Origin of the sequence: Streptomyces sp. NBC_00663, assembly GCF_036226885.1 — a bacterium.
Lineage (GTDB): Bacteria > Actinomycetota > Actinomycetes > Streptomycetales > Streptomycetaceae > Streptomyces.
On record NZ_CP109027.1, the window covers coordinates 1,983,776 to 2,001,312 of the forward strand.

General features: G+C 70.5%; 15 protein-coding genes. 7 read left to right on the forward strand and 8 right to left on the reverse strand.

The window, feature by feature from the left end; translation table 11 throughout:
• Position 1: 1 nt before the first annotated feature.
• From OG866_RS09040 to OG866_RS09050, 3 genes are read right to left on the reverse strand one after another with little or no spacing between them, the layout of a single operon-like run.
• Positions 2-271, reverse strand: coding sequence for a phosphopantetheine-binding protein (locus OG866_RS09040; protein ID WP_329333146.1), 270 nt, complete (start codon positions 269-271; stop codon positions 2-4).
• 59 nt (positions 272-330) lie between these two features.
• Positions 331-1,704, reverse strand: a complete 1,374-nt coding sequence (locus OG866_RS09045; protein ID WP_329333148.1) for a condensation domain-containing protein — start codon at positions 1,702-1,704, stop codon at positions 331-333.
• Positions 1,705-1,723: 19 nt separating this feature from the next.
• On the reverse strand, positions 1,724-2,626 hold the full coding sequence (locus tag OG866_RS09050; RefSeq protein WP_329333150.1) for an SAM-dependent methyltransferase: 903 nt from the start codon (positions 2,624-2,626) through the stop codon (positions 1,724-1,726).
• A 75-nt stretch (positions 2,627-2,701) separates the two neighbouring features.
• Here OG866_RS09050 and OG866_RS09055 point away from each other — a divergent pair, with 75 nt between their 5' ends.
• A complete protein-coding gene (locus OG866_RS09055; RefSeq protein WP_329333152.1) occupies positions 2,702-4,543 on the forward strand; it encodes an ABC transporter ATP-binding protein in 1,842 nt (613 codons plus the stop codon).
• The gene (locus OG866_RS09060; protein ID WP_329333153.1) at positions 4,540-6,354 is read left to right on the forward strand and encodes an ABC transporter ATP-binding protein; all 1,815 of its coding nucleotides are present in this window, start codon (positions 4,540-4,542) and stop codon (positions 6,352-6,354) included. The genes OG866_RS09055 and OG866_RS09060 overlap by 4 nt, the downstream gene beginning before the upstream one ends.
• Before the next feature lie 11 nt (positions 6,355-6,365).
• On the opposite strand, the gene OG866_RS09065 is transcribed toward OG866_RS09060, so the two are convergent.
• Together OG866_RS09065 and OG866_RS09070 are read right to left on the reverse strand one after the other, a co-directional pair.
• Positions 6,366-7,724, reverse strand: coding sequence for an MATE family efflux transporter (locus tag OG866_RS09065; RefSeq protein WP_329333155.1), 1,359 nt, complete (start codon positions 7,722-7,724; stop codon positions 6,366-6,368).
• On the reverse strand, positions 7,721-9,025 hold the full coding sequence (locus tag OG866_RS09070) for a condensation domain-containing protein (RefSeq protein WP_329333157.1): 1,305 nt from the start codon (positions 9,023-9,025) through the stop codon (positions 7,721-7,723). Before OG866_RS09070 ends, OG866_RS09065 begins: the two co-directional genes overlap by 4 nt.
• 272 nt (positions 9,026-9,297) lie before the next feature.
• Here OG866_RS09070 and OG866_RS09075 point away from each other — a divergent pair, with 272 nt between their 5' ends.
• Together OG866_RS09075 and OG866_RS09080 are read left to right on the forward strand one after the other, a co-directional pair.
• Entirely contained in the window at positions 9,298-10,884 is a 1,587-nt protein-coding gene (locus OG866_RS09075; RefSeq protein WP_329333159.1) for an amino acid adenylation domain-containing protein, read from the forward strand.
• Positions 10,881-11,183: a phosphopantetheine-binding protein gene (locus tag OG866_RS09080; RefSeq protein ID WP_329333161.1), complete on the forward strand. Its 303-nt coding sequence runs from the start codon at positions 10,881-10,883 to the stop codon at positions 11,181-11,183. The genes OG866_RS09075 and OG866_RS09080 overlap by 4 nt, the downstream gene beginning before the upstream one ends.
• Here the strand turns inward: OG866_RS09080 and OG866_RS09085 are convergent.
• Positions 11,155-12,564: an aldehyde dehydrogenase family protein gene (locus tag OG866_RS09085; RefSeq protein ID WP_329333163.1), complete on the reverse strand. Its 1,410-nt coding sequence runs from the start codon at positions 12,562-12,564 to the stop codon at positions 11,155-11,157. The two genes, OG866_RS09080 and OG866_RS09085, sit on opposite strands and share 29 nt — an antisense overlap.
• A 169-nt stretch (positions 12,565-12,733) precedes the next feature.
• Here OG866_RS09085 and OG866_RS09090 point away from each other — a divergent pair, with 169 nt between their 5' ends.
• The 3 genes from OG866_RS09090 to OG866_RS09100 are packed head-to-tail and all read left to right on the forward strand — an operon-like array spanning position 12,734 to position 15,118.
• The gene (locus tag OG866_RS09090) at positions 12,734-13,639 is read left to right on the forward strand and encodes a hypothetical protein (protein ID WP_329333165.1); all 906 of its coding nucleotides are present in this window, start codon (positions 12,734-12,736) and stop codon (positions 13,637-13,639) included.
• Positions 13,640-13,652: 13 nt separating this feature from the next.
• Positions 13,653-13,880, forward strand: a complete 228-nt coding sequence (locus OG866_RS09095) for an acyl carrier protein (RefSeq protein WP_329333166.1) — start codon at positions 13,653-13,655, stop codon at positions 13,878-13,880.
• Positions 13,880-15,118, forward strand: coding sequence for a beta-ketoacyl-[acyl-carrier-protein] synthase family protein (locus OG866_RS09100; protein ID WP_329333168.1), 1,239 nt, complete (start codon positions 13,880-13,882; stop codon positions 15,116-15,118). The genes OG866_RS09095 and OG866_RS09100 overlap by 1 nt, the downstream gene beginning before the upstream one ends.
• Before the next feature lie 25 nt (positions 15,119-15,143).
• Here the strand turns inward: OG866_RS09100 and OG866_RS09105 are convergent, their stop codons facing one another.
• Positions 15,144-16,172, reverse strand: a complete 1,029-nt coding sequence (locus OG866_RS09105) for a hemolysin family protein (RefSeq protein WP_329333170.1) — start codon at positions 16,170-16,172, stop codon at positions 15,144-15,146.
• Positions 16,169-17,488 (reverse strand): hemolysin family protein, encoded by a 1,320-nt coding sequence (locus OG866_RS09110; protein WP_329333171.1) that lies wholly within the window; start codon positions 17,486-17,488, stop codon positions 16,169-16,171. Before OG866_RS09110 ends, OG866_RS09105 begins: the two co-directional genes overlap by 4 nt.
• Positions 17,489-17,537: the final 49 nt, after the last annotated feature.

Here is a 17,537-nt window from a genome sequence, read left to right on the forward strand (position 1 = left end):
GTCAGCGCCGATGGCGCTCGATGACCGCGGCGAGCGCCTGCGGGGTGGCGTCGTCGAAGATCGCCACGAGGAGTGCCGAGCCGAGCACGTTCTCCTCGCCCCCCTGCGCCGGCCGGTACCGGTCGGTGAGCCGGGTGATCAGCTCGACCGCCCGCAGGGAGTCGCCGCCGCTGATGAAGAAGTCGTCGGTGACGGCCACGGGTTCGCCCGCGAGGATGTCCGTCATCTCGCCGGCCACGGTCGCTGCGATGTCATTCGTTTCGACAAGCAAGGCCATTCCGTTCTCGCGTGGGTGAACTGGGTGGGGTGAACAGGTGCGGCCGGGCGCCGTCAGTCCTCCTCGACCGCTTCGACGACCGTCCGTTCGAAGTCGCGCAGCAGACCGGTCACCTGCTCGACGCGGTAGCGCGTGGAGTCCGCGATGAGGCTCATGGAGGCGTAGTCGCCCAGGCCCCAGACGGCGAACATGGCCTCGGCCGGGCGGCTTTCATGGCCTTCGAGCTGCCAGATCTTCGTATTCCGGGCCTGTTCGCGCAGGGGAACCGTCTCGCGCAGGGCTGCCGCGCGCCGTTTCGCCGTCTCCGTGCTCTCCCCGTCGAGGAGTCTGGCGCCGTCCGCGATGCGGAGGCTGACGGACCAGCCGAAGTCGGCGGACCGGCCGTTGGCCTTGGTGCTCTCCGCGATGGCGTCTCGCTGCTCGCGCGGGTCGAAGTACCCGTACTTGTAGGCGGCGAGGCTGACTTTCGCGGCCTGGTGGACGAGGTCGCGGAAGCCGCCGTCGCCGATCTTCAGACACAGCGGCGAGTCCTGGAAGACGTTGGCGACCATGCCGCGCATCTTGGGATGGAAACGGTTGGAGGAGGCGAGGGTCACCGCGCCGGTGTCGTGGCCGTCGAGGCGGGCCCGCACCAGGCACACGGTGGCCAGCAGGACCATCTCCTCGGTGACTCCGTAGCGCTGCGCCAGAATGCGGGTTCCGTTACTGATCGCCGTCGAGTCGCAGGCGACCTCGAAGAAGCGTGGTGTGAGCGGTTGGTGTCCGTGGCTTCCGGCAGCGGGACGGAGCGGAGCCTGTTCCAGCTGACGGCGCTGATAGGCGCCGGCCGCCCGGGCGTGCCGACGGCCCCGTTCGCTGTCCTGGAAGTCGAGCAGGTCCCGGGTCTGCCAGAGGTCCGGCAGCGGGACGTCCGGGTCCTGCGCGAGACGGCGCAGTTCCTCACCGAGGACGGCGGAGCCGATGCCGTCGACCGACATGTGCTGGATCCAGGCCACCAGGGCGTGCGCCTTGCCGTGTCGTACGAGCACGGCGAACCGGACCGGGGTGTCGGCGCGGCCCAGCGGACGCCGGCCGAGCACGTCCAGGGCGTCGCTCATGGCCTCTTCCAGCTGCTGCCTGCCGTCCGCCGCCGTCTCGACGAGGAGCACCTCGCACCGGACCGTGTCCCGGATCTCCTGCTCCGCCTCCCCGGCCTCCCCCGCCTCTCCCGTCGCGACCGGGTAGACGGTGCGCAGCGTGTCGTGGCGCAGGACGGCGGCCCGTACGGCATCCAGTGCGGCGTCGAGTGCCACGGGCCGGTCCAGGACGAGCCGGAGCGGTACGTTCAGCCGCGGCGCGGTGAACATGCGCTCGCCGAGGATCTCGTAGAGCCAGCGCTGTGACCAGGTGAGGCCGCAGCGGTACGCGCGGCCTCCTTCGACGGCCACGTTCATCTGTCGTTGTGGTTCAGTCACGTTCGGCTGCCACCAGATGGCTGCGCGGCAGGTCCGGCAGGTCGGGCACCGAGGCGTTCCGGGGCCACCTGCCGTAATTGGCGTCAGGGCGCCCCGCCTCGGTGACGACGAGAGGACGCCAGCCGGCCTCCGCCACGAAGGATCCCGGGTCGTCCGTGGCGGACTGCCAGGGGCTGCCGGCGCGTTCGAGCTTGTCCAGCCATTCCCGCATGTACGGGAAGCGGTAGATCCCGGTACCGATCAGGTCGACCGCGAGGCGGCTCCCCGGGGCCGACAACCCGGCCGCCACGTCGAGGGTGCGGCGGGCCAGGGACTCGGGCAGATAGAAGAGCACGCCCTCCGCGAACCACGCCGTCCGCGCCGACGGGTCGAAACCGGCGTCCAGAAGCTTCGCGCCCCAGTCGTCGCCGAGCTCGGTCCCCACGGCACGGCGTCCGCACCGCGGTTCGGCCCCGGCCTCGGCGAGAACCTTGTCCTTGTAGGTCAGCACCGGCTGCTGGTCGACTTCGAAGACGCGGGTGTCCTCGGGCCAGGAGAGCCGGAAGGAACGGGTGTCGAGACCGGCTCCGATGCCCACGATCTGCCGGACGCCGTCCGCCGTGCTCCGCGCCAGGAAGTCGTCGAACCATCGCGTGCGTATGGGAAGAAAGGGATTGCCCTCGTCCGATGCGCGTGCGGTGTGGAAATACTTGAGCAGCTGTTCCCCGTCTTCTCCGGCGAGCAACTCGGAGAGCGGATCGTCGAATAGCCGATCAGGTCTCCTGCTTTCCCTGGCGCGCGCCGCAGCGGTCCACCGAGCTGTCTGCGCAACACCCTCCAAAGTACCTTTGGAAATCCCATTCTTGGTCATGTTCAGGGAGCTTAGTGGAATCCCCGGAAAGCGGAACATAGCCATAGGAGTATGGCCGTTGAGGCGCCTCGATTGCGGTTTCTTGACATTCTCCGAAGAATCACTCGACGATGATGCGCCATGAGGGATCGACGACTGTTACTCGGCACCTTGCGTGCCGCTCCGCGGACCGTGGTGTCGGCGCTGGTGTGCCTGCGGCTGCTCGCCGGCGCGTTACCCGCCGCCGTGGCCTACACGGTCGCGGCCCTGGTCGACCGGATCGACGCCGCCCCGGCGGCGGATGCGCTGCGGGTCGCCGCCGCTCCCCTCACCGTCTTCGGCGCGGCACTGCTGCTGGGCCACGCCGCCGACTGCGCCATCGCTCCCCTGGAGTTCGTCACGAAGGGGTGGATCGACGGGGCGCACCGCGCCGAGGTGGCGCGGATCACCGCGAGCAGCCGCACGATCGGGGTGCTCGAACAGCCCCGCGCCCAGCAGTTGATACGCAATGCGCGCGCCGATCCCCGGTCGTGGACCGAGCGGACACCGGGGGACGGGGCGGTCGACCAGATCAAGCTGGTCTCCGTGCTGTTCGGGGTGGCGGCCGCCTGCGCGGTGCTCGTGCCGCACGGCTGGTGGCTCGCTCCGCTGCTGGCGGTGCCCGCCCTGCTGAATGCCGCCGTGCGCAGCCGACGGCAGGAGGCCTTCACCAGGTTCTGGGTCTCCCAGGCGGACCACGGGCTGCACGCACGCGTCTGGGAGGAGGCCACCGTCTCCGCCGGTGAGGCGAAGGACATACGGGTCTTCGGCCTCGGCGAGTGGGTGGTCCAGCGCATCTCGCTGCACGTCCGGGCCATGTTCGAGCCGGTCTGGGCGGCTCAGGCGAAGTACGCGCGTCGGCAGTGGCTGCCGTTGCTGCTCGTCGCCGTGCCCCTGACCGTGGCGTACCTCACGGTCACCCGGCAGACTCTGCGGGGCGAAACGGGAGCCGGTGCGCTGACGGCCGTACTCACCGCCGGCTGGGCGGTGTTCGAGGCGGCGAAGACGATCGATCCGCGCAACACCCATGGGGCGATCGAGGCCCTCAAGGCCCGTGAGGAACTACGGGAGTTGCTGGCCGCCGACGACGGGAGCCCCGGGGTCTCAGCGGCGGACCGCGCGCCGTCGGTCCGCCCGACGGCCCCGCCCCTGGTCCGTTTCGAGCAGGTGTCCTTCCGTTATCCGGGCACGGACCGTGCGGTCCTGGACTCGGTGGACCTGGAGATCCGGCCGGGCGAACTGCTGGCGGTGGTGGGACTCAACGGCGCCGGCAAGTCGACGCTCATCAAACTGCTCTGCGGCCTGTACGACCCGTCGGGGGGCCGTATCACCGCCGACGGCCGGGACATCGCCGCACTCGGTGTCCGGGAGTGGCGCGGCCAGGTCGCCGCGGTCTTCCAGGACTTCATCCGTTACCAGCTGAGCGCGGCCGACAACGTGGCACTGGACCGGGCGTCGGTGCCGCGCGACGAGCGGGCGCTGGCGGCCGCCGCGCGGGACGCCGGCCTCGCTCCTGTCGTGGAACGACTGCCGGACGGCTGGGACACCCCGCTCTCCCGCACGCTCACCGGAGGCGTGGACCTTTCCGGCGGCCAGTGGCAGCAGGTCGCCCTGGCCCGCGCCCTGTACGCGGTGCGGACCGGCGCCCGGGTGCTCGTCCTCGACGAGCCCACCGCGCACCTGGACGTACGGACCGAGTTCGACTTCTTCCGCAGGATCAGCGAACTGCGCGGGGATTTCAGCACCGTGCTCATCTCGCACCGGCTTGCCACGGTCAGGCAGGCGGACCGGATCGTCCTCCTCGCCGACGGCCGCGTCGCCGAGTCCGGCAGCCACGAGCAACTGCTGCGGCGCGGTGGGGCGTATGCGGACATGTTCAAGATCCAGGCCGACCGGTTCCGCCGCGGGTACGAGGACCGGTTCGAGGAGGGAGACGTACGGTGAGGCGTCATCTGAGCTTGTGGGCGGAACTGCTGGCACTGTCCTGGCGGCGGATACCGGGCCTGACGAGTGTGATGTTCGCCCTGTCCACGCTCCTGGTGGTCAGCGTCGCCACCCTCGCCCTCATCCTGAAGACGGTGGTCGACGCCGCCCAGAGCGGGCGGACCGGCGTCGCCCTCATGGCCGCGGCCGGTGCGGCGGCCGCGTACGCCGTCATGGCGGTGCTGCGTGAGGTCACCGACAGTCTCGCCATCCTCGCCGTCGAGCGCGTGGGGCTCACCGATCTCCATGAGCGGATCCACCGTGACATCGCCACGCTGGAGGGGACCGAGCATCTGGAGCGCACCGACTTCCTCGACCGGGTCACCGTGGTGCGGGGCTCCGCGTGGGGGCTGATGGCAGCCATGTGGACGACGCTCGCGGTGGTCTTCGCGGTGTTGCAGCTGGGGGTCTCACTCGTGCTGCTGGGTTCGGTCAGTCCCTGGATGTTGCTGCTGACCGGCTTCGCGGCCGCTCCCCTGTGGTGCGACCAGCGAGGTCAGCGGGCCGTGGCCGCGGCCGAGACCGGTACGGCCGAACAGTTCCGGCTCCAGCGGCACTTGTTCGACCTGTGCGTGGCGGCCGATCACGGCAAGGAGACCCGGGTGCTGGGCGCGGGGCCCGAGCTCGCCCGCCGTCAGGCCGCTGCCTGGCAGGAGGTGCTGCGCGGCAGGGCGCGGGCCCAGGCGGTGGCGACCGGGTGGCGGATGTGCGGGTGGACGCTGTTCACCGCCGGGTTCGTGGCCGCCCTCGTACTCGTCGTGCGGCTGCGCACCGAAGGGCGAACGACCCCCGGTGACCTGGTGCTCGCCGTCACGGTGACCACCACGCTGCGCCAGTCGCTGCAACTGACGGTCTCGCATGCCGCGCAGGCTTTCGAGGCCCGCAAACTCGTCGAGCCCTACCTGTGGCTGCGCGACTACGTGGCGCGCCATCGCCGGGAGCCGGACGGCCCGCCGCCGGTGCCGGTGCCGCGGCGGCTGACCTCCGGCATCGAGCTGGACGGCGTGTCCTACACCTATCCGGGCACGGACCGCAGGGCCCTGGACGACGTCAGCGTGCGCCTGCCGGCCGGGACCGTGGTGGCGGTCGTCGGCGAGTACGGCTCGGGGAAGACCACTCTGGTCAAGCTGCTCGCCAGGTTCCACCGGCCGACGGAGGGGGCGATACGGGTGGACGGCATCGACCTGGGACGGCTGTCCGCGGACGAGTGGAGAGGGCGCTCCAGCGCCGCGTTCCAGGACTTCGGCCGTTTCCGTACGCGCTTCTTCGAGACCGTGGGCATCGGTGACCTGCCGTATGTCGAGGACCGCCGAAGGATCGGGGAGGCCGTCCGTGCCGCGGAGGCACAGCAGTTGGTGGCCCGGTTGCCGCAGGGGATGGAGACCCAGCTGGGCCGCATGCTGAACGGTGCCGAACTCTCCGAGGGACAGTGGCAGAAGGCCGCGCTCGCCCGTGCGGTGATGCGTCGCGAGCCGCTGATGTTCGTCCTCGACGAACCCACGGCCTCACTCGACGCGCCCAGCGAGGAGGAGATCTTCCAGCGGCACATCGCCCACGCCCGCGCGACGGCCCGGCGCACCGGCGCGGTCACGGTGATCGTCTCCCATCGTTTCTCCACCGTCAGCGAGGCGGACCTGACGCTCGTCATGGACAAGGGACGGCTGGTCGAATCCGGCAGCCATGACGAACTGCTGGCCGCCGAAGGGCGCTACGCCGAGCTGTACAACCTCCAGGCCACCGCCTACACGGCGGCCGATGACAGCCGTCCGTGACACCTCAAGGGTCAGGGAGCCGAGGCGGCCCGGCGTACCCGGGCGGCGTAGCGGACGGCGACGACCACGACGCTCACGCCGAGGAAGTTGCAGACGGCGACGGTGTCGTAGAGGTCCTGGGGGGCTCCGCCCGCCTCGACCGCGAGCTTGCCCGCGACGACGATCAGCGTGAAATACACCGTGTTGAGCGCGATGGCGAGGTATCCGCCGCCGATCTGTTCCATGAGCGTGAGCGCGGTGAGCACGGGCCCCTGCACGGCGTAGGTCAGTGCCACGGTGCCCAGGTACCGGGACGCCTCGACGCCGATGTCCGGACTTCCCGTGATCCACTCGGCGACCGGTTCCCTGATCAGCCAGGTGAGGCCGCCCAGGACGACGTAGAGCCCGGCGGACATCCACAGTCCGGTGCGCACCACGGGTTCCAGGGTGTCCAGACTGCCGGCCCCGCGCCGTTGGTTGATGACGACGGCGGTCGCGGCTCCCAGGGCGAGGCCCGGCAGCATGACGAGGTTCTGTAGGGCGGAGGCGACCGAGTACCCGGCGACGACCTCCGGCCCGAATCCGCTCAGGGCCCAGAGCATGGCCGCCCCGTAGCCGGCGACGAGCAGCATCGTGGCGGTGACGGGGAGACCGACCCCGGTCAGCAGGCTCCGCACCTGGGGGTTCCAGGTGCGCAGGGCGTGCGGATGCCAGAGCTCGGTCCTGCGCACAAGGGCCAGCCCGAGGACGAGGCCGATCAGCCCCGCCGAGGCGGCGCCGACGGGGACGCTCCACATGCCGAGGCCGGTCCCCAGGCCGAGGCCGGCGACGCAGGAGATACGGACGACGGCCACCGTCAGGGTGATCGCGGTGGCCGACCTGATGCGGCCGTAGCCACGCAGCGACGAGGCGCACAGGAGCGAGGCGATGACGAGCAGTTCCGCGGCGAGGGTCCAGCGCAGGAACGCCACGAAACTGCCCCGGACCGGGCCGGGCACGCCGAAGAGGTCCGCCAGCTCGGGGGCGCTCACCGCCAGCGCGAGGATCACCACTCCGCCGGCCGCCGCCCACACCCGTGCCATTCCCGCGGCGACGGCCATGACGTCCTGCGGCCGGTTGCGCCCGCGGCTGATCGACGCCGCCACCTGGTTGCTGATGACGAATCCGGCGGTGACCGCGATGAGGGCACCGCCGACGGGCTGGTACAGCGATCTGACGTAGAGCGCGTCCCCCTCCATGCGCCCCATGAGAGCGACGACGCCCAGCAGCACCAGGAAGTCGACGACCTCGACCAGCGCCATGGGTCCCGCGAGGCGCCCGATGGCCGTCCACTCCGGGGGGCTCGACTCCCCCGGCCCCTGCTTGGACTCCTCGTGGGTGGCCTCGCTCACGGCGTCACCGCCCCGGTGACCGTGCGCTCCACTTCCCAGAGGCAGGACTCGATCTCGCTGATCGGGTAGTAGAGGGTGTCCGCGTACATGGCGATGCGGTCGGGTGCGAAGAAGTCGACGAACCGCAGGCGCTCCATGTCGGTGTCGGTCTTCCGCGTCCACACGAACGCACGCGTGGTGCCGCCGAGTTCGGCCCGTTCGTGGTCGTGCCACAGCGGCTCGATGGCGTTGAAGGTGGTGTGCACGTCCAGCGGACCCTTTCGCCGGCGAGCGGCCCCTGCTGTCAACTCCCGTGCCGCGGTGGGGTCGTACATGCCGAAGCGGTACGAGTTCAGCGCCGCCACGTGCGTCCTGCGGACCACTTCGTCGAAGGTTCCGCGGAGGTCCACGGCCACCAGGACGCGCTGGGGAAGGTTCATGACGGAGTCCTTGAGTTCCGCGGTGTGCCGATTGCTGCACATGGTGCCGACGGCATAGCGGTCGCGGCCCGCCCGTCGGCCGAGCACCACCGTGACGGCGGCCAGCAGCACCGAGTAGACGCTGGTTCCCGTCCGGCGTGCGATGACGGGGGCGGCCTCGGCCACCGCGTCGGACATGAGCATGCCCTGCCAGAAGCGGGGTTGTTCGGGCACGAGCGCGGGACGGTCGAAGAGGGGGAACTCCTCGAGTTGGCGTTGCCAGTGGTCGAGGGCTCGTCGAGCGCGCCGCTCCCCCTCCGAAGACCGCTCATGGGCGGCCTGGTCGAGCGGCTGACGGCAGGTGAGGTCGATGTCTGGCGCGTCCTGACCTCCGTCGAGCAGGCTCGTCAGGTGCCGCCTGAGGAGCCGTGCGCCCGAGGCATCGGTGGCCAGGTGGGAGACGGTCAGGACGAGCCAGCGAGGCCGCCCCGCGACGCAGAGCACTCCCGCCCGGATCGGCCACTCGTGAGCGTGGTCGAACCCGGCGCCTTGCAGGATCCGGCGTGCCTCCGCGGCGTCGGGCGGCCGCTCCCCGTCTGCTTCGACGATGTCGAGCGGAAGGACACCGTCCCCGGCGACACTCTGTTCCGGGAGCCCGGTGCCCGCGGGACACAGGGTCGTCCGCAGCGATTCGTGCGCCGCCAGCAGTCGCGCCAGAGCCGTGGTGACATCGGCGCGGTCCACGGGTTCGCTGAGCGGAAAGCTCATGACGAGGTTGTGCTGGTCCTCAAGTGCCAGACCCCTGATGGAATTCCAGATGTAGGCCTGTCCGTAGGTGAGCGGCCCCGTGCGCTCGCGGCAGCCGGACACCGTGATCGGCAGCTGTTCACTCCGGACGGTCAAGGAAGACCTCGCTGACGCTCTCCCACACGTCGTCCGTGTGGCGGCTCGATCTGAGCGGCCCCGACCGTACCGGGAGATTTCCGCCCCGATCAACGGAGCATTGTGGCTATGCCGACCGGGTCAGGGCGATGGCGCGGTCTTACGCGGTTGTCCCTGCGGCTCCGGACCCAGCACGTTGTTCCTTGCGCCGGCTCAGAGGCGAGCGGCGGTGCAGAGGAGACGAACGGGGGAGCGCCGGCATGCCGCAGCGGGGACGAGGAATCCATCAACTCGTGGGGGAACGCGCCCGTACGACGCCATCGGCCGCGGCGGTCACCGACGGGGACGGGACGACGTACACGTACGCGGAGCTGGACCTGCTGAGCGCGCGGCTCGCGCGGACCCTGCTGGCCCACGGGATCGCCCCCGACGACCGGGTCTGTCTGCTGCTGCCGAAGTCCGCGGTGGCCGTCTCGGCGATGCTGGCCGTGCTCAGGTGCGGTGCCGTGTACGTGCCGCTCGACCCGAGGAGTCCCACCGCCAGACTGCGCACCGTGCTGCGCCGCTGCGCACCCCGGTGGATCATCGCCGATCCCGTGTACGCCGCCGTGCTGGAGGAGTGCCGGGACCCGGACGGATCGGGCGGTCCGAGGGTGCTGTGGTCGAGGGCCGCCGACGAGCAGGGTCGCAGGCCCGGGGACGTGCCGTGGGAGGAGGCCGCGGGTGCCGATGACGGCCCGTGTCCCGAGCTGTCGGCGCCGAGCGGACTGGCGTACATCATGTTCACCTCCGGCTCCACCGGTGTCCCCAAAGGGGTGCCCATCACGCACGACAGCGTCGCGCACTTCGCCCGATGGCTCGCCGGACACTTCGACATCGGCGCCGGCGACCGGTTGTCCGGGCATCCCGCGTTCCATTTCGACCTGTCCGTGCTGGACGTGTACACGGCGCTGACCAGCGGGGCCGAACTCCGGCTCGTCCCGGACTCCGCGACCTTCATGCCGGAACGCCTGGCCGGCTTCATCCGGGACGCACGGCTCACGCAGTGGTGCTCGGTGCCCTCCGTGCTGGTGGCGATGCGCGCCCGGGACGTCGTCGGTCAGGACGACTTCCCCGAGCTGCGCCGGGTCATGTGGTGCGGAGACGAACTGCCCGCCGACACCCTCGGATACTGGATGCGGCGGCTGCCGCATGTGCGGTTCACCAACCTCTACGGTCCCACCGAGGCGACGGTGGCCAGCGCGTTCCACACCGTCACCGCCGTGCCGGACGACCGGGAGCAGATTCCGATCGGCAGGGCGATCCCGGGTGAGGGGCTGGCCGTCTTCACCTCTGAGGGGCGGTTGGCCGAGGCGGGAGTCACGGGTGACTTGTGCATCAGCGGCGCCGGCCTCACTCCCGGGTACTGGCGGGATCCGGACGGCACGGCCCGGTCGTTCTTCGAGTTCCCGGCCGGCTCCGGTACCCGGTGGTACCGCACGGGTGACCTCGCCCGCACCGACTCCTCAGGCCTCTTGTCCTTCCGGGGCCGCCAGGACCGGCAGATCAAGTCCCTCGGGTACCGGATCGAACTGGACGAGGTGGCGCTCGCCGTGAACTCGCTGGCGGGGGTCGACCAGGCCGCCGTCGTCGCCGTACCCACCCCGGGTTTCGAGGGCCGCCAGATCTGCGCCGCCTGTACGACGGACTCGGGCACCGAGCGGGACCCGGCCCTGCTGCGCGCGGAGCTGCTGCGGATCCTTCCCGCCTACATGGTGCCGACGCGCTGGCTGTGGCTGCCCCGGATCCCGGTGAACGCCAACGGGAAGACCGACCATCGCGCGCTGGAACGCCGGTTCGCGGCGTCCGAGATGACCACCGACGCGAGGAGCACGCTGTGAGTGAATCTGCCCTGTGGGACGAGCGGTTCGAGCAACTGCTCCGTTCCGGACTGCCGCTGCTGCCGCACGGCGCCACGATCCCCGCGGACCGCCCGCTCATCGATCTGGGCCTGGACTCGGTGGGTGTCGTGGCGCTCGTCACGGGGATCGAGGACACCTATGACGTGACGTTCGGGGACGAGATCCTGGACGTGGAACTGTTCTCCTCCGCCCTCTACCTCTGGCAGACGCTGCGGCGCCTGGCGGGTGACCGAACCGGTCCCGGTGATGTCAGCCCGTCACCGTGTGGAGCACCTTGATGCGGGTGTACTCCAGCAGGCCCCAGTACCCGTACTCGACACCGACGCCGGAGCTGCGGAAGCCTCCGAAGGGCACGTCGTGCCGCAGATCGCCGTGGGTGTTGATCCACACCGTTCCGCAGTCCAGGCCGGCCGCCACCTGCCGTGCCCGCTCCTCGTCGCCCCACACCGATCCGCCCAGCCCGAACTCGCTGGAGTTGGCTCGCAGCACGGCTTCGGCGGGCTCCCTGTACGACAGAACCGGCAGCACCGGCCCGAACTGCTCCACCAGCTCCAGCCGGGTGCCGGACGGCAGGTCGGTGACGACCGTGGGCGGGTAGAAGTGACCGGGTCGATCGAGCGGTGCGCCACCGGTGACGACCCGGGCCCCGCCCTGCCGTGCCTCGGTGACCAGGTCGTGCACCCGCTCCCGTTGGGACCGTGAGGCGAGCGGGCCGAGGTCGGTTGCCGGGTCCGTGCCGTCGCCGGTCCGGGTCGCCCGCGCCAGTGCGCCGAACGCCTCGGCGAGTTCGTGCTGCCGGGCGTGGTCGACGTAGACCCGTTTCACGGCGGCGCAGAACTGGCCGCTGTTGTCCATCGCCTTCTGGAAGATCTGACCGGCCACCACGTCGAGGTCGGCGTCCGGCAGCACGATGCAGGCGTCGTTTCCGCCGAGTTCGAGCACCAGGTGCTTGAAGTCCGCCGCGGCGGCTCCGGCGATGGCGCGGCCCGTCTCGACCGACCCGGTGAACGACACGAGGCGTGTCGCGGGATGACCGCTCAGCGCGGCGCCCAGCCGGGCACCCCCCACGACCACCTGGAGCACCCCGGAAGGCAGTACCCCGGACAGCAGCTCGACCATCCGTACGGTGGACAGTGGGGTGATCTCGGAGGGTTTGACCACCACCGTGTTCCCCGCCATGAGGGCGGGTGCGATCTTCGCGACCGAGAGGATGAGGGGAAAGTTCGACGGAGCGATCGCGGCCACGATTCCGTGGGGCACGCGCCGTGCCGTCACGGACCGTTCCGCCGTGTCGACCAACTTCTCGTCGGGAAGCGCGAGTTCAGCGGTGTGGCGGAACCAGTCGGCGGCCAGTCGTGCCTCCGTCAGCGCGCTCCGCAGCGGCTTTCCCTGTTCCCTGGTGAGTGTTTCGGCAAGCTCCTGGCTGTGTGCGGACAGCACCTCGGCGCACTCCAGCAGGCACGCCCGTCGCCGTTCCCACGGCCACCCGGACCAGGGCAGGTACGCGTCGGAGGCGGCGGCCAGCACCCGGTCGAGGTCGGCGGTGGAGCAGGCGGCGACCGAGGCGAACACCCTGCCCGTCGCCGGGTTCTCCACCGGCAGTTCACCCGGCTCCGCCGTGGTGGACGACCGCCCGGTGCCGCTCAGGACGTCAGCCATGCGTCTCCCTTTTCCCGATGTCTGCGATTCCCCGGCCTTTCGACGCCTCAGTGTGCCTCCCATGCGACGGGGCATCACCCTCCTCTTGCGACTATGCCTGTTCCGCCAGGTTCAGGGTGCGCCCAGGAGTATCTGGCGCCGTGCGGTGCGCCGGCGCACCCTTCGGACGGTGAAGGCTGTCTTCGATGAGGAAATAGCGCGGACCATAGGGTGTCTCGACCGAGTGCCGGCCAGATATCGGCGCTTCTCGGAGCATTCCGACAAGGCGCTGCGTTTCCACCGGATTCCCGAGTCGGTCCTGGAGCGCCTGCTGGACGGAGGAATGCCGCATGCGAAGAGCGCCGGCGCGATCATGTTCGATGTCAACGATCTGAAGACCGTCGTCCTGCGGCTCGGCATCGCCTCACCCCAGCACACGGCGCTCAAGGCCATGGCGGACGCCCTGAAGCGGGCGGCGCGGCAGAAGGAGACGCGTTGCACGGTCAACATCCTCGGCCGGTGCGTCGGTCCGACCCATGACGGACCGTGCGCGTACGGTCTCTCCGGCCGGGTCCGTGAGAGCCCGTACGTCCAGGAGTTGCGGGAACTGGCGCCGCAGCACTTCGAGGCGACCGTCCGGCTGCCGGCCGGCGACCCGTTCCACTTCGACCTCTCACCGGCCGGACGCCGGCTCGTCACGGAGGTCCTCAGTTTCGAGTTCCACCACATCCCCGACGCGCTGACCCGTGACCTGACTTTTCTCGCGGACGCCGGAATCAGTGACTGCCGCCTGGCGACGCACTTTTTGTACACCCGTGGAAAAGAATTGGGTCTTGACATCAGGAAGGCCGCTGGAATCTTCCTTTCCCGCCCTTTTTCCAATACGCACTGCTGGATCGAGTTCAAGGCGTCCGGGGAATGGCGCCCGGCCGATCCGTTCTTCCTCACCGCGCTCAGCCGCTGGGGAATTCTGGACCCGGCGGAATGGCCCGTGCACCGCTCCCCCGAGGGGGCCTACTGGAAACTGAGCACGGAGTTGGAAAGCTATGTCACGCATCAGGGCGTGGGGCAGCTTCCCTCTTTTCTGACCAGGTAGAAGGAGATGCGACATGGGGACCGTGTACGACTGGCTGGCCGCTTCGCTCGTGGAGCGATTGAAGGTCGATCCGGATCTCATCAGACCCGGGGAGTTGTTCCGCGACATCGGTCTGGATTCGCTGTCCCAGTTGGAGGTCCTCATCTGGGCGAGCGACGCGTACGACGTGGACCTGGATCCGAACGACCTGCCGGACACCGTCGGCGGGTTGGCCGAGAAGATCGAGGAGCTGCGCAGCTGATGCCGGCCTCGTATGCGTCCGGAGTCTCCGTCACGGGCATGGGTGTGATCAGCTCGGCCGGCGTCGGCCTGACGGACAACTGGAAAACCCTGTGCGAAGGGCGGTCCCGGGCCGCCGCCGACCCGCTCCTCGGGAACGCACCGTCCAGCATGTCGTGCCGCGTTCCGCCGTTCGACGAACGGGCCCTGCTCCCTGACGACGTGGTGTGGCGTACGGATCGCTTCATCCATCTCGCCCTCGTGGCGGCTCGGGAAGCCGTGGCGGACGCGGCGATCGACCGCGACGGCTGGGATCCGGCGCGCATCGCCGTGGTGATGGGTGTGGTCACATCCAGTACGGAGCACTTCGCCACGCACTACGCGGCCCTCGCCGCGGGCCGGGAACGCCGCATCTCCCCGCTCTCCATGCCGCGCAGTCTGCCGAACATGGCCGCCGCCGAGATCTCCCGGGATTTCGGGACCCACGGCCCCACCTTCTGCGTCTCCACCGCCTGCGCCTCGGGCTCCACCGCCATCTCGACAGCCGCCCTGCTGCTCGGCGCGGGACTGGCCGATGTGGTGATCGCGGGAGGTGCCGAGGCCGCCTCGGACCGTATGGTCCACGCGATGTTCGCGCAGATGCGCACGCTCTCCCAGCGCGGTGAGGACCCGGCGGCCGCGTCCCGCCCGTTCGACCGGGACCGTGACGGCTTCGTCCTGGGCGAGGGGGCCGCAGTGATGGTCCTGGAGCGCACGGAGGACGCCCGTCGGCGCGGGGCGAGAGTCCGTGCCCGTCTCACCGGACACGGGAGTTCCAGCGACGCCCATCACAGTACGGGCCCGCATCCCGACGGTGTCGGCGCGGAACTCGCGATCCGCAACGCCCTCGACATGGCGGGCAACGGCACTGCCGACATCGACCACATCAACGCTCACGGCACATCGACCAGGGCGAACGACCTCATGGAAGGCAGGGTCCTGGACCGTCTTTTCCCCCAGGCGCCGCCGGTGACCGCGAACAAGGGGGTGATCGGCCACTGTCTCGGAGCCGGCGGCGCGATCGAGGCCGTCTTCACCGTGCTCTCCCTGGAGCATCAGCTCATCCCGCCGACCGCCAACCACCTGGGGCAGGACCCCGGCCTTTCCCTCGACATGGTGACCGGATCACCGCGGACCGCCTCCCTGGAGCGGGCCCTCAGTACGTCCTTCGGTTTCGGCGGACAGAACTGTGCCCTGTTGTTCGAGAGGAACGCTCCGTAGCGCAGCCGAGAAAGGCGGATCACTCCTACGACGGCACGGCGGCCGGAGCCGGCCCGACCAGCTCGGTCAGTACGTCCTCCATCGTCACGAACCCGAGGACGGCCCCCTTCTCCCCGGTCACGGCGGCCAGATGGCTGCCGTCGGCGCGCAGGGCGGTGAGGGTGTCGTCCAGCGGGGTGTCGATGCGGACCCGGGTGACCGGGTGCAGGGCGGTGCGCGGGAAGGGACGGTCGCGGTCGGCGTTGCCGAGGGTGTCCTTGATGTGCAGGTAGCCGAGGAGGGTGCCCTGCGGGCCGGTGACCGGGAAGCGGGAGTAGCCCGCCTCGGCGGCCACCCGCTCCAGCCGGGCCGGGGTGACCGAGGCGTCGACGGTGCGCATCCGCTGAACCGGGACGAGGATCTCGCCGACCGGGCGGGTGCCCAGCTCCAGGGCGTCCCGCAGCCGTTCGCCGTCGGCCGGCGAGAGCAGTCCGGCCTCGCTCGCGTCGAGGACCATCCGGGCCAGCTGGTCGTCGGTGAAGACGGACTCCACCTCGTCCTTCGGTTCGACCCGCAGCAGCTTCAGCAGGGTGTTGGCGAAGGCGTTGATGCCGAACACGACCGGCCGCAGCAGCCGGGTGAGCGCCACCAGCGGCGGGCCGAGCACCAGCGCGGTCGCCACGGGGGCCGCCAGCGCGATGTTCTTCGGGACCATCTCGCCGATCAGCATGTGCAGATAGGTCGCCAGCGCCAGCGCGATCACGAACGCGATCGGGTGCACCAGGCCGTGCGGGATGTGGGCCGCCTCGAAGCCGGGCTCCAGCAGCTGGGCGATGGCGGGTTCGGCGACCGCGCCGAGCACCAGGGAGGAGACGGTGATGCCGAGCTGGGCGGTCGCCATCATCGCGGAGAGGTGCTCCAGGCCCCACAGGGTCATCCGGGCCCGCTTGTCGCCCTCCTTCGCGCGCGGCTCGATCTGGCTGCGGCGCACGGAGATCAGGGCGAACTCGCCGCCCACGAAGAACGCGTTGGTCAGCAGCGTCAGGGCGCCGATGAGAAGTTGCAGGACGGTCATCGGGACTCCTCCACCACCTGGACCGGCACCTGGACCGGTGCGGTGATGCGGACACGGTCGGCGCGATGGTGCTCGACGTCGAGGACGTCGAGCTCCCAGCCGTCGAGCGCGACGACGTCGCCCTTGACGGGGATACGGGCCAGTCGGGTGGCGACAAGGCCGGCGACGGTCTCGTACGGGCCGTCGGGCGCGGCGAGTCCTATCCCCTCCAGCTCGTCGAGCCGGACGGAGCCTTCCGCCTCCCAGGCGCCGGCGCCGACGGGCTGGAGGTCCGGCGCCTCGACGGGGTCGTGCTCGTCACGGACCTCGCCGACGACCTCCTCGACGATGTCCTCCACCGTCGCGACGCCCGCCGTACCGCCGTACTCGTCGATGACCACGGCCATGGTGCGGGTCGCGCGCAGCCGCTCGAGCAGCCGGTCCGCGGGCAGGCTGTCCGGCACCAGCAGGGGCTCGGTGGCCAGTTCGGTGACCGGGGTGACAGCCCGCTTCTCCGGCTCCAGGGCCAGCACGTCACGGATGTGGACGGTGCCGATCACCTCGTCGAGGCTGTCGCGGTAGACCGGGAAGCGGGACAGGCCGGTGGCGTACGTCAGGTTGGCCGCGTCGGCGGCCGTGGCGTGTGCCTCCAGGGCCTGGACGTCGACGCGCGGGGTCATCACGTTCTGCGCGGTCAGCTCGCCCAGGTGCAGGGTGCGCACGAACAGTTCGGCGGAGTCCGCCTCCAGGGCGCCCTCGGCCGCCGAGTGCTGGGCGAGCGCGACGAGTTCCTCGGGGCTGCGGGCGGAGGCCAGCTCCTCGGCGGGCTCCAGGCCGAGACGTCGTACGACCCGGTTCGCGGTGTTGTTGAGATGGCCGATGAACGGGCCGAACGCGGCCGTGAAGCCGCGCTGCGGTCCGGCCACCACCTTCGCGACCGCCAGCGGCCGGGAGATCGCCCAGTTCTTCGGCACCAGCTCGCCGATCACCATCAGCACGACCGTGGACAGCGCCACGCCCAGGACGGTCGCCACCGTCGGGGCGGCCCCGCCCAGACCGGCGGCCTCCAGCGGGCCCCGCAGCAGCGCGGCCAGCGACGGCTCGGCGAGCATGCCGATCACCAGCGAGGTGACGGTGATGCCGAGCTGGGCGCCGGAGAGCTGGACCGTCAGCCGGCGTACGGCCTTCAGGGCGCCCTCGGCTCCGCGCTCGCCGGCCTCGGCGGCGCGCTCCAGCTCACCGCGCTCGACGGTGGTCAGGGAGAACTCGGCCGCGACGAACACGGCGCAGGCCAGTGTGAGCAGGAGGGCCAGCAGGAGCAGCAGGACCTCGGTCACCGCGCCACCCCCGGTCCCTCGAACGGGCGGGAGTCGGCGCGGTCGGTAC

Excerpts from the sequence above, each read along its gene's own strand:
- OG866_RS09100 (WP_329333168.1), top strand. The coding sequence starts at position 13,880 with ATGCCGGCCTCGTATGCGTCCGGAGTCTCCGTCACGGGCATGGGTGTG.
- OG866_RS09095 (WP_329333166.1), top strand. The coding sequence starts at position 13,653 with ATGGGGACCGTGTACGACTGGCTGGCCGCTTCGCTCGTGGAGCGATTG.
- OG866_RS09105 (WP_329333170.1), bottom strand. The coding sequence starts at position 16,172 with ATGACCGTCCTGCAACTTCTCATCGGCGCCCTGACGCTGCTGACCAAC.
- OG866_RS09055 (WP_329333152.1), top strand. The coding sequence starts at position 2,702 with ATGAGGGATCGACGACTGTTACTCGGCACCTTGCGTGCCGCTCCGCGG.
- OG866_RS09050 (WP_329333150.1), bottom strand. The coding sequence starts at position 2,626 with ATGGCTATGTTCCGCTTTCCGGGGATTCCACTAAGCTCCCTGAACATG.
- OG866_RS09085 (WP_329333163.1), bottom strand. The coding sequence starts at position 12,564 with ATGGCTGACGTCCTGAGCGGCACCGGGCGGTCGTCCACCACGGCGGAG.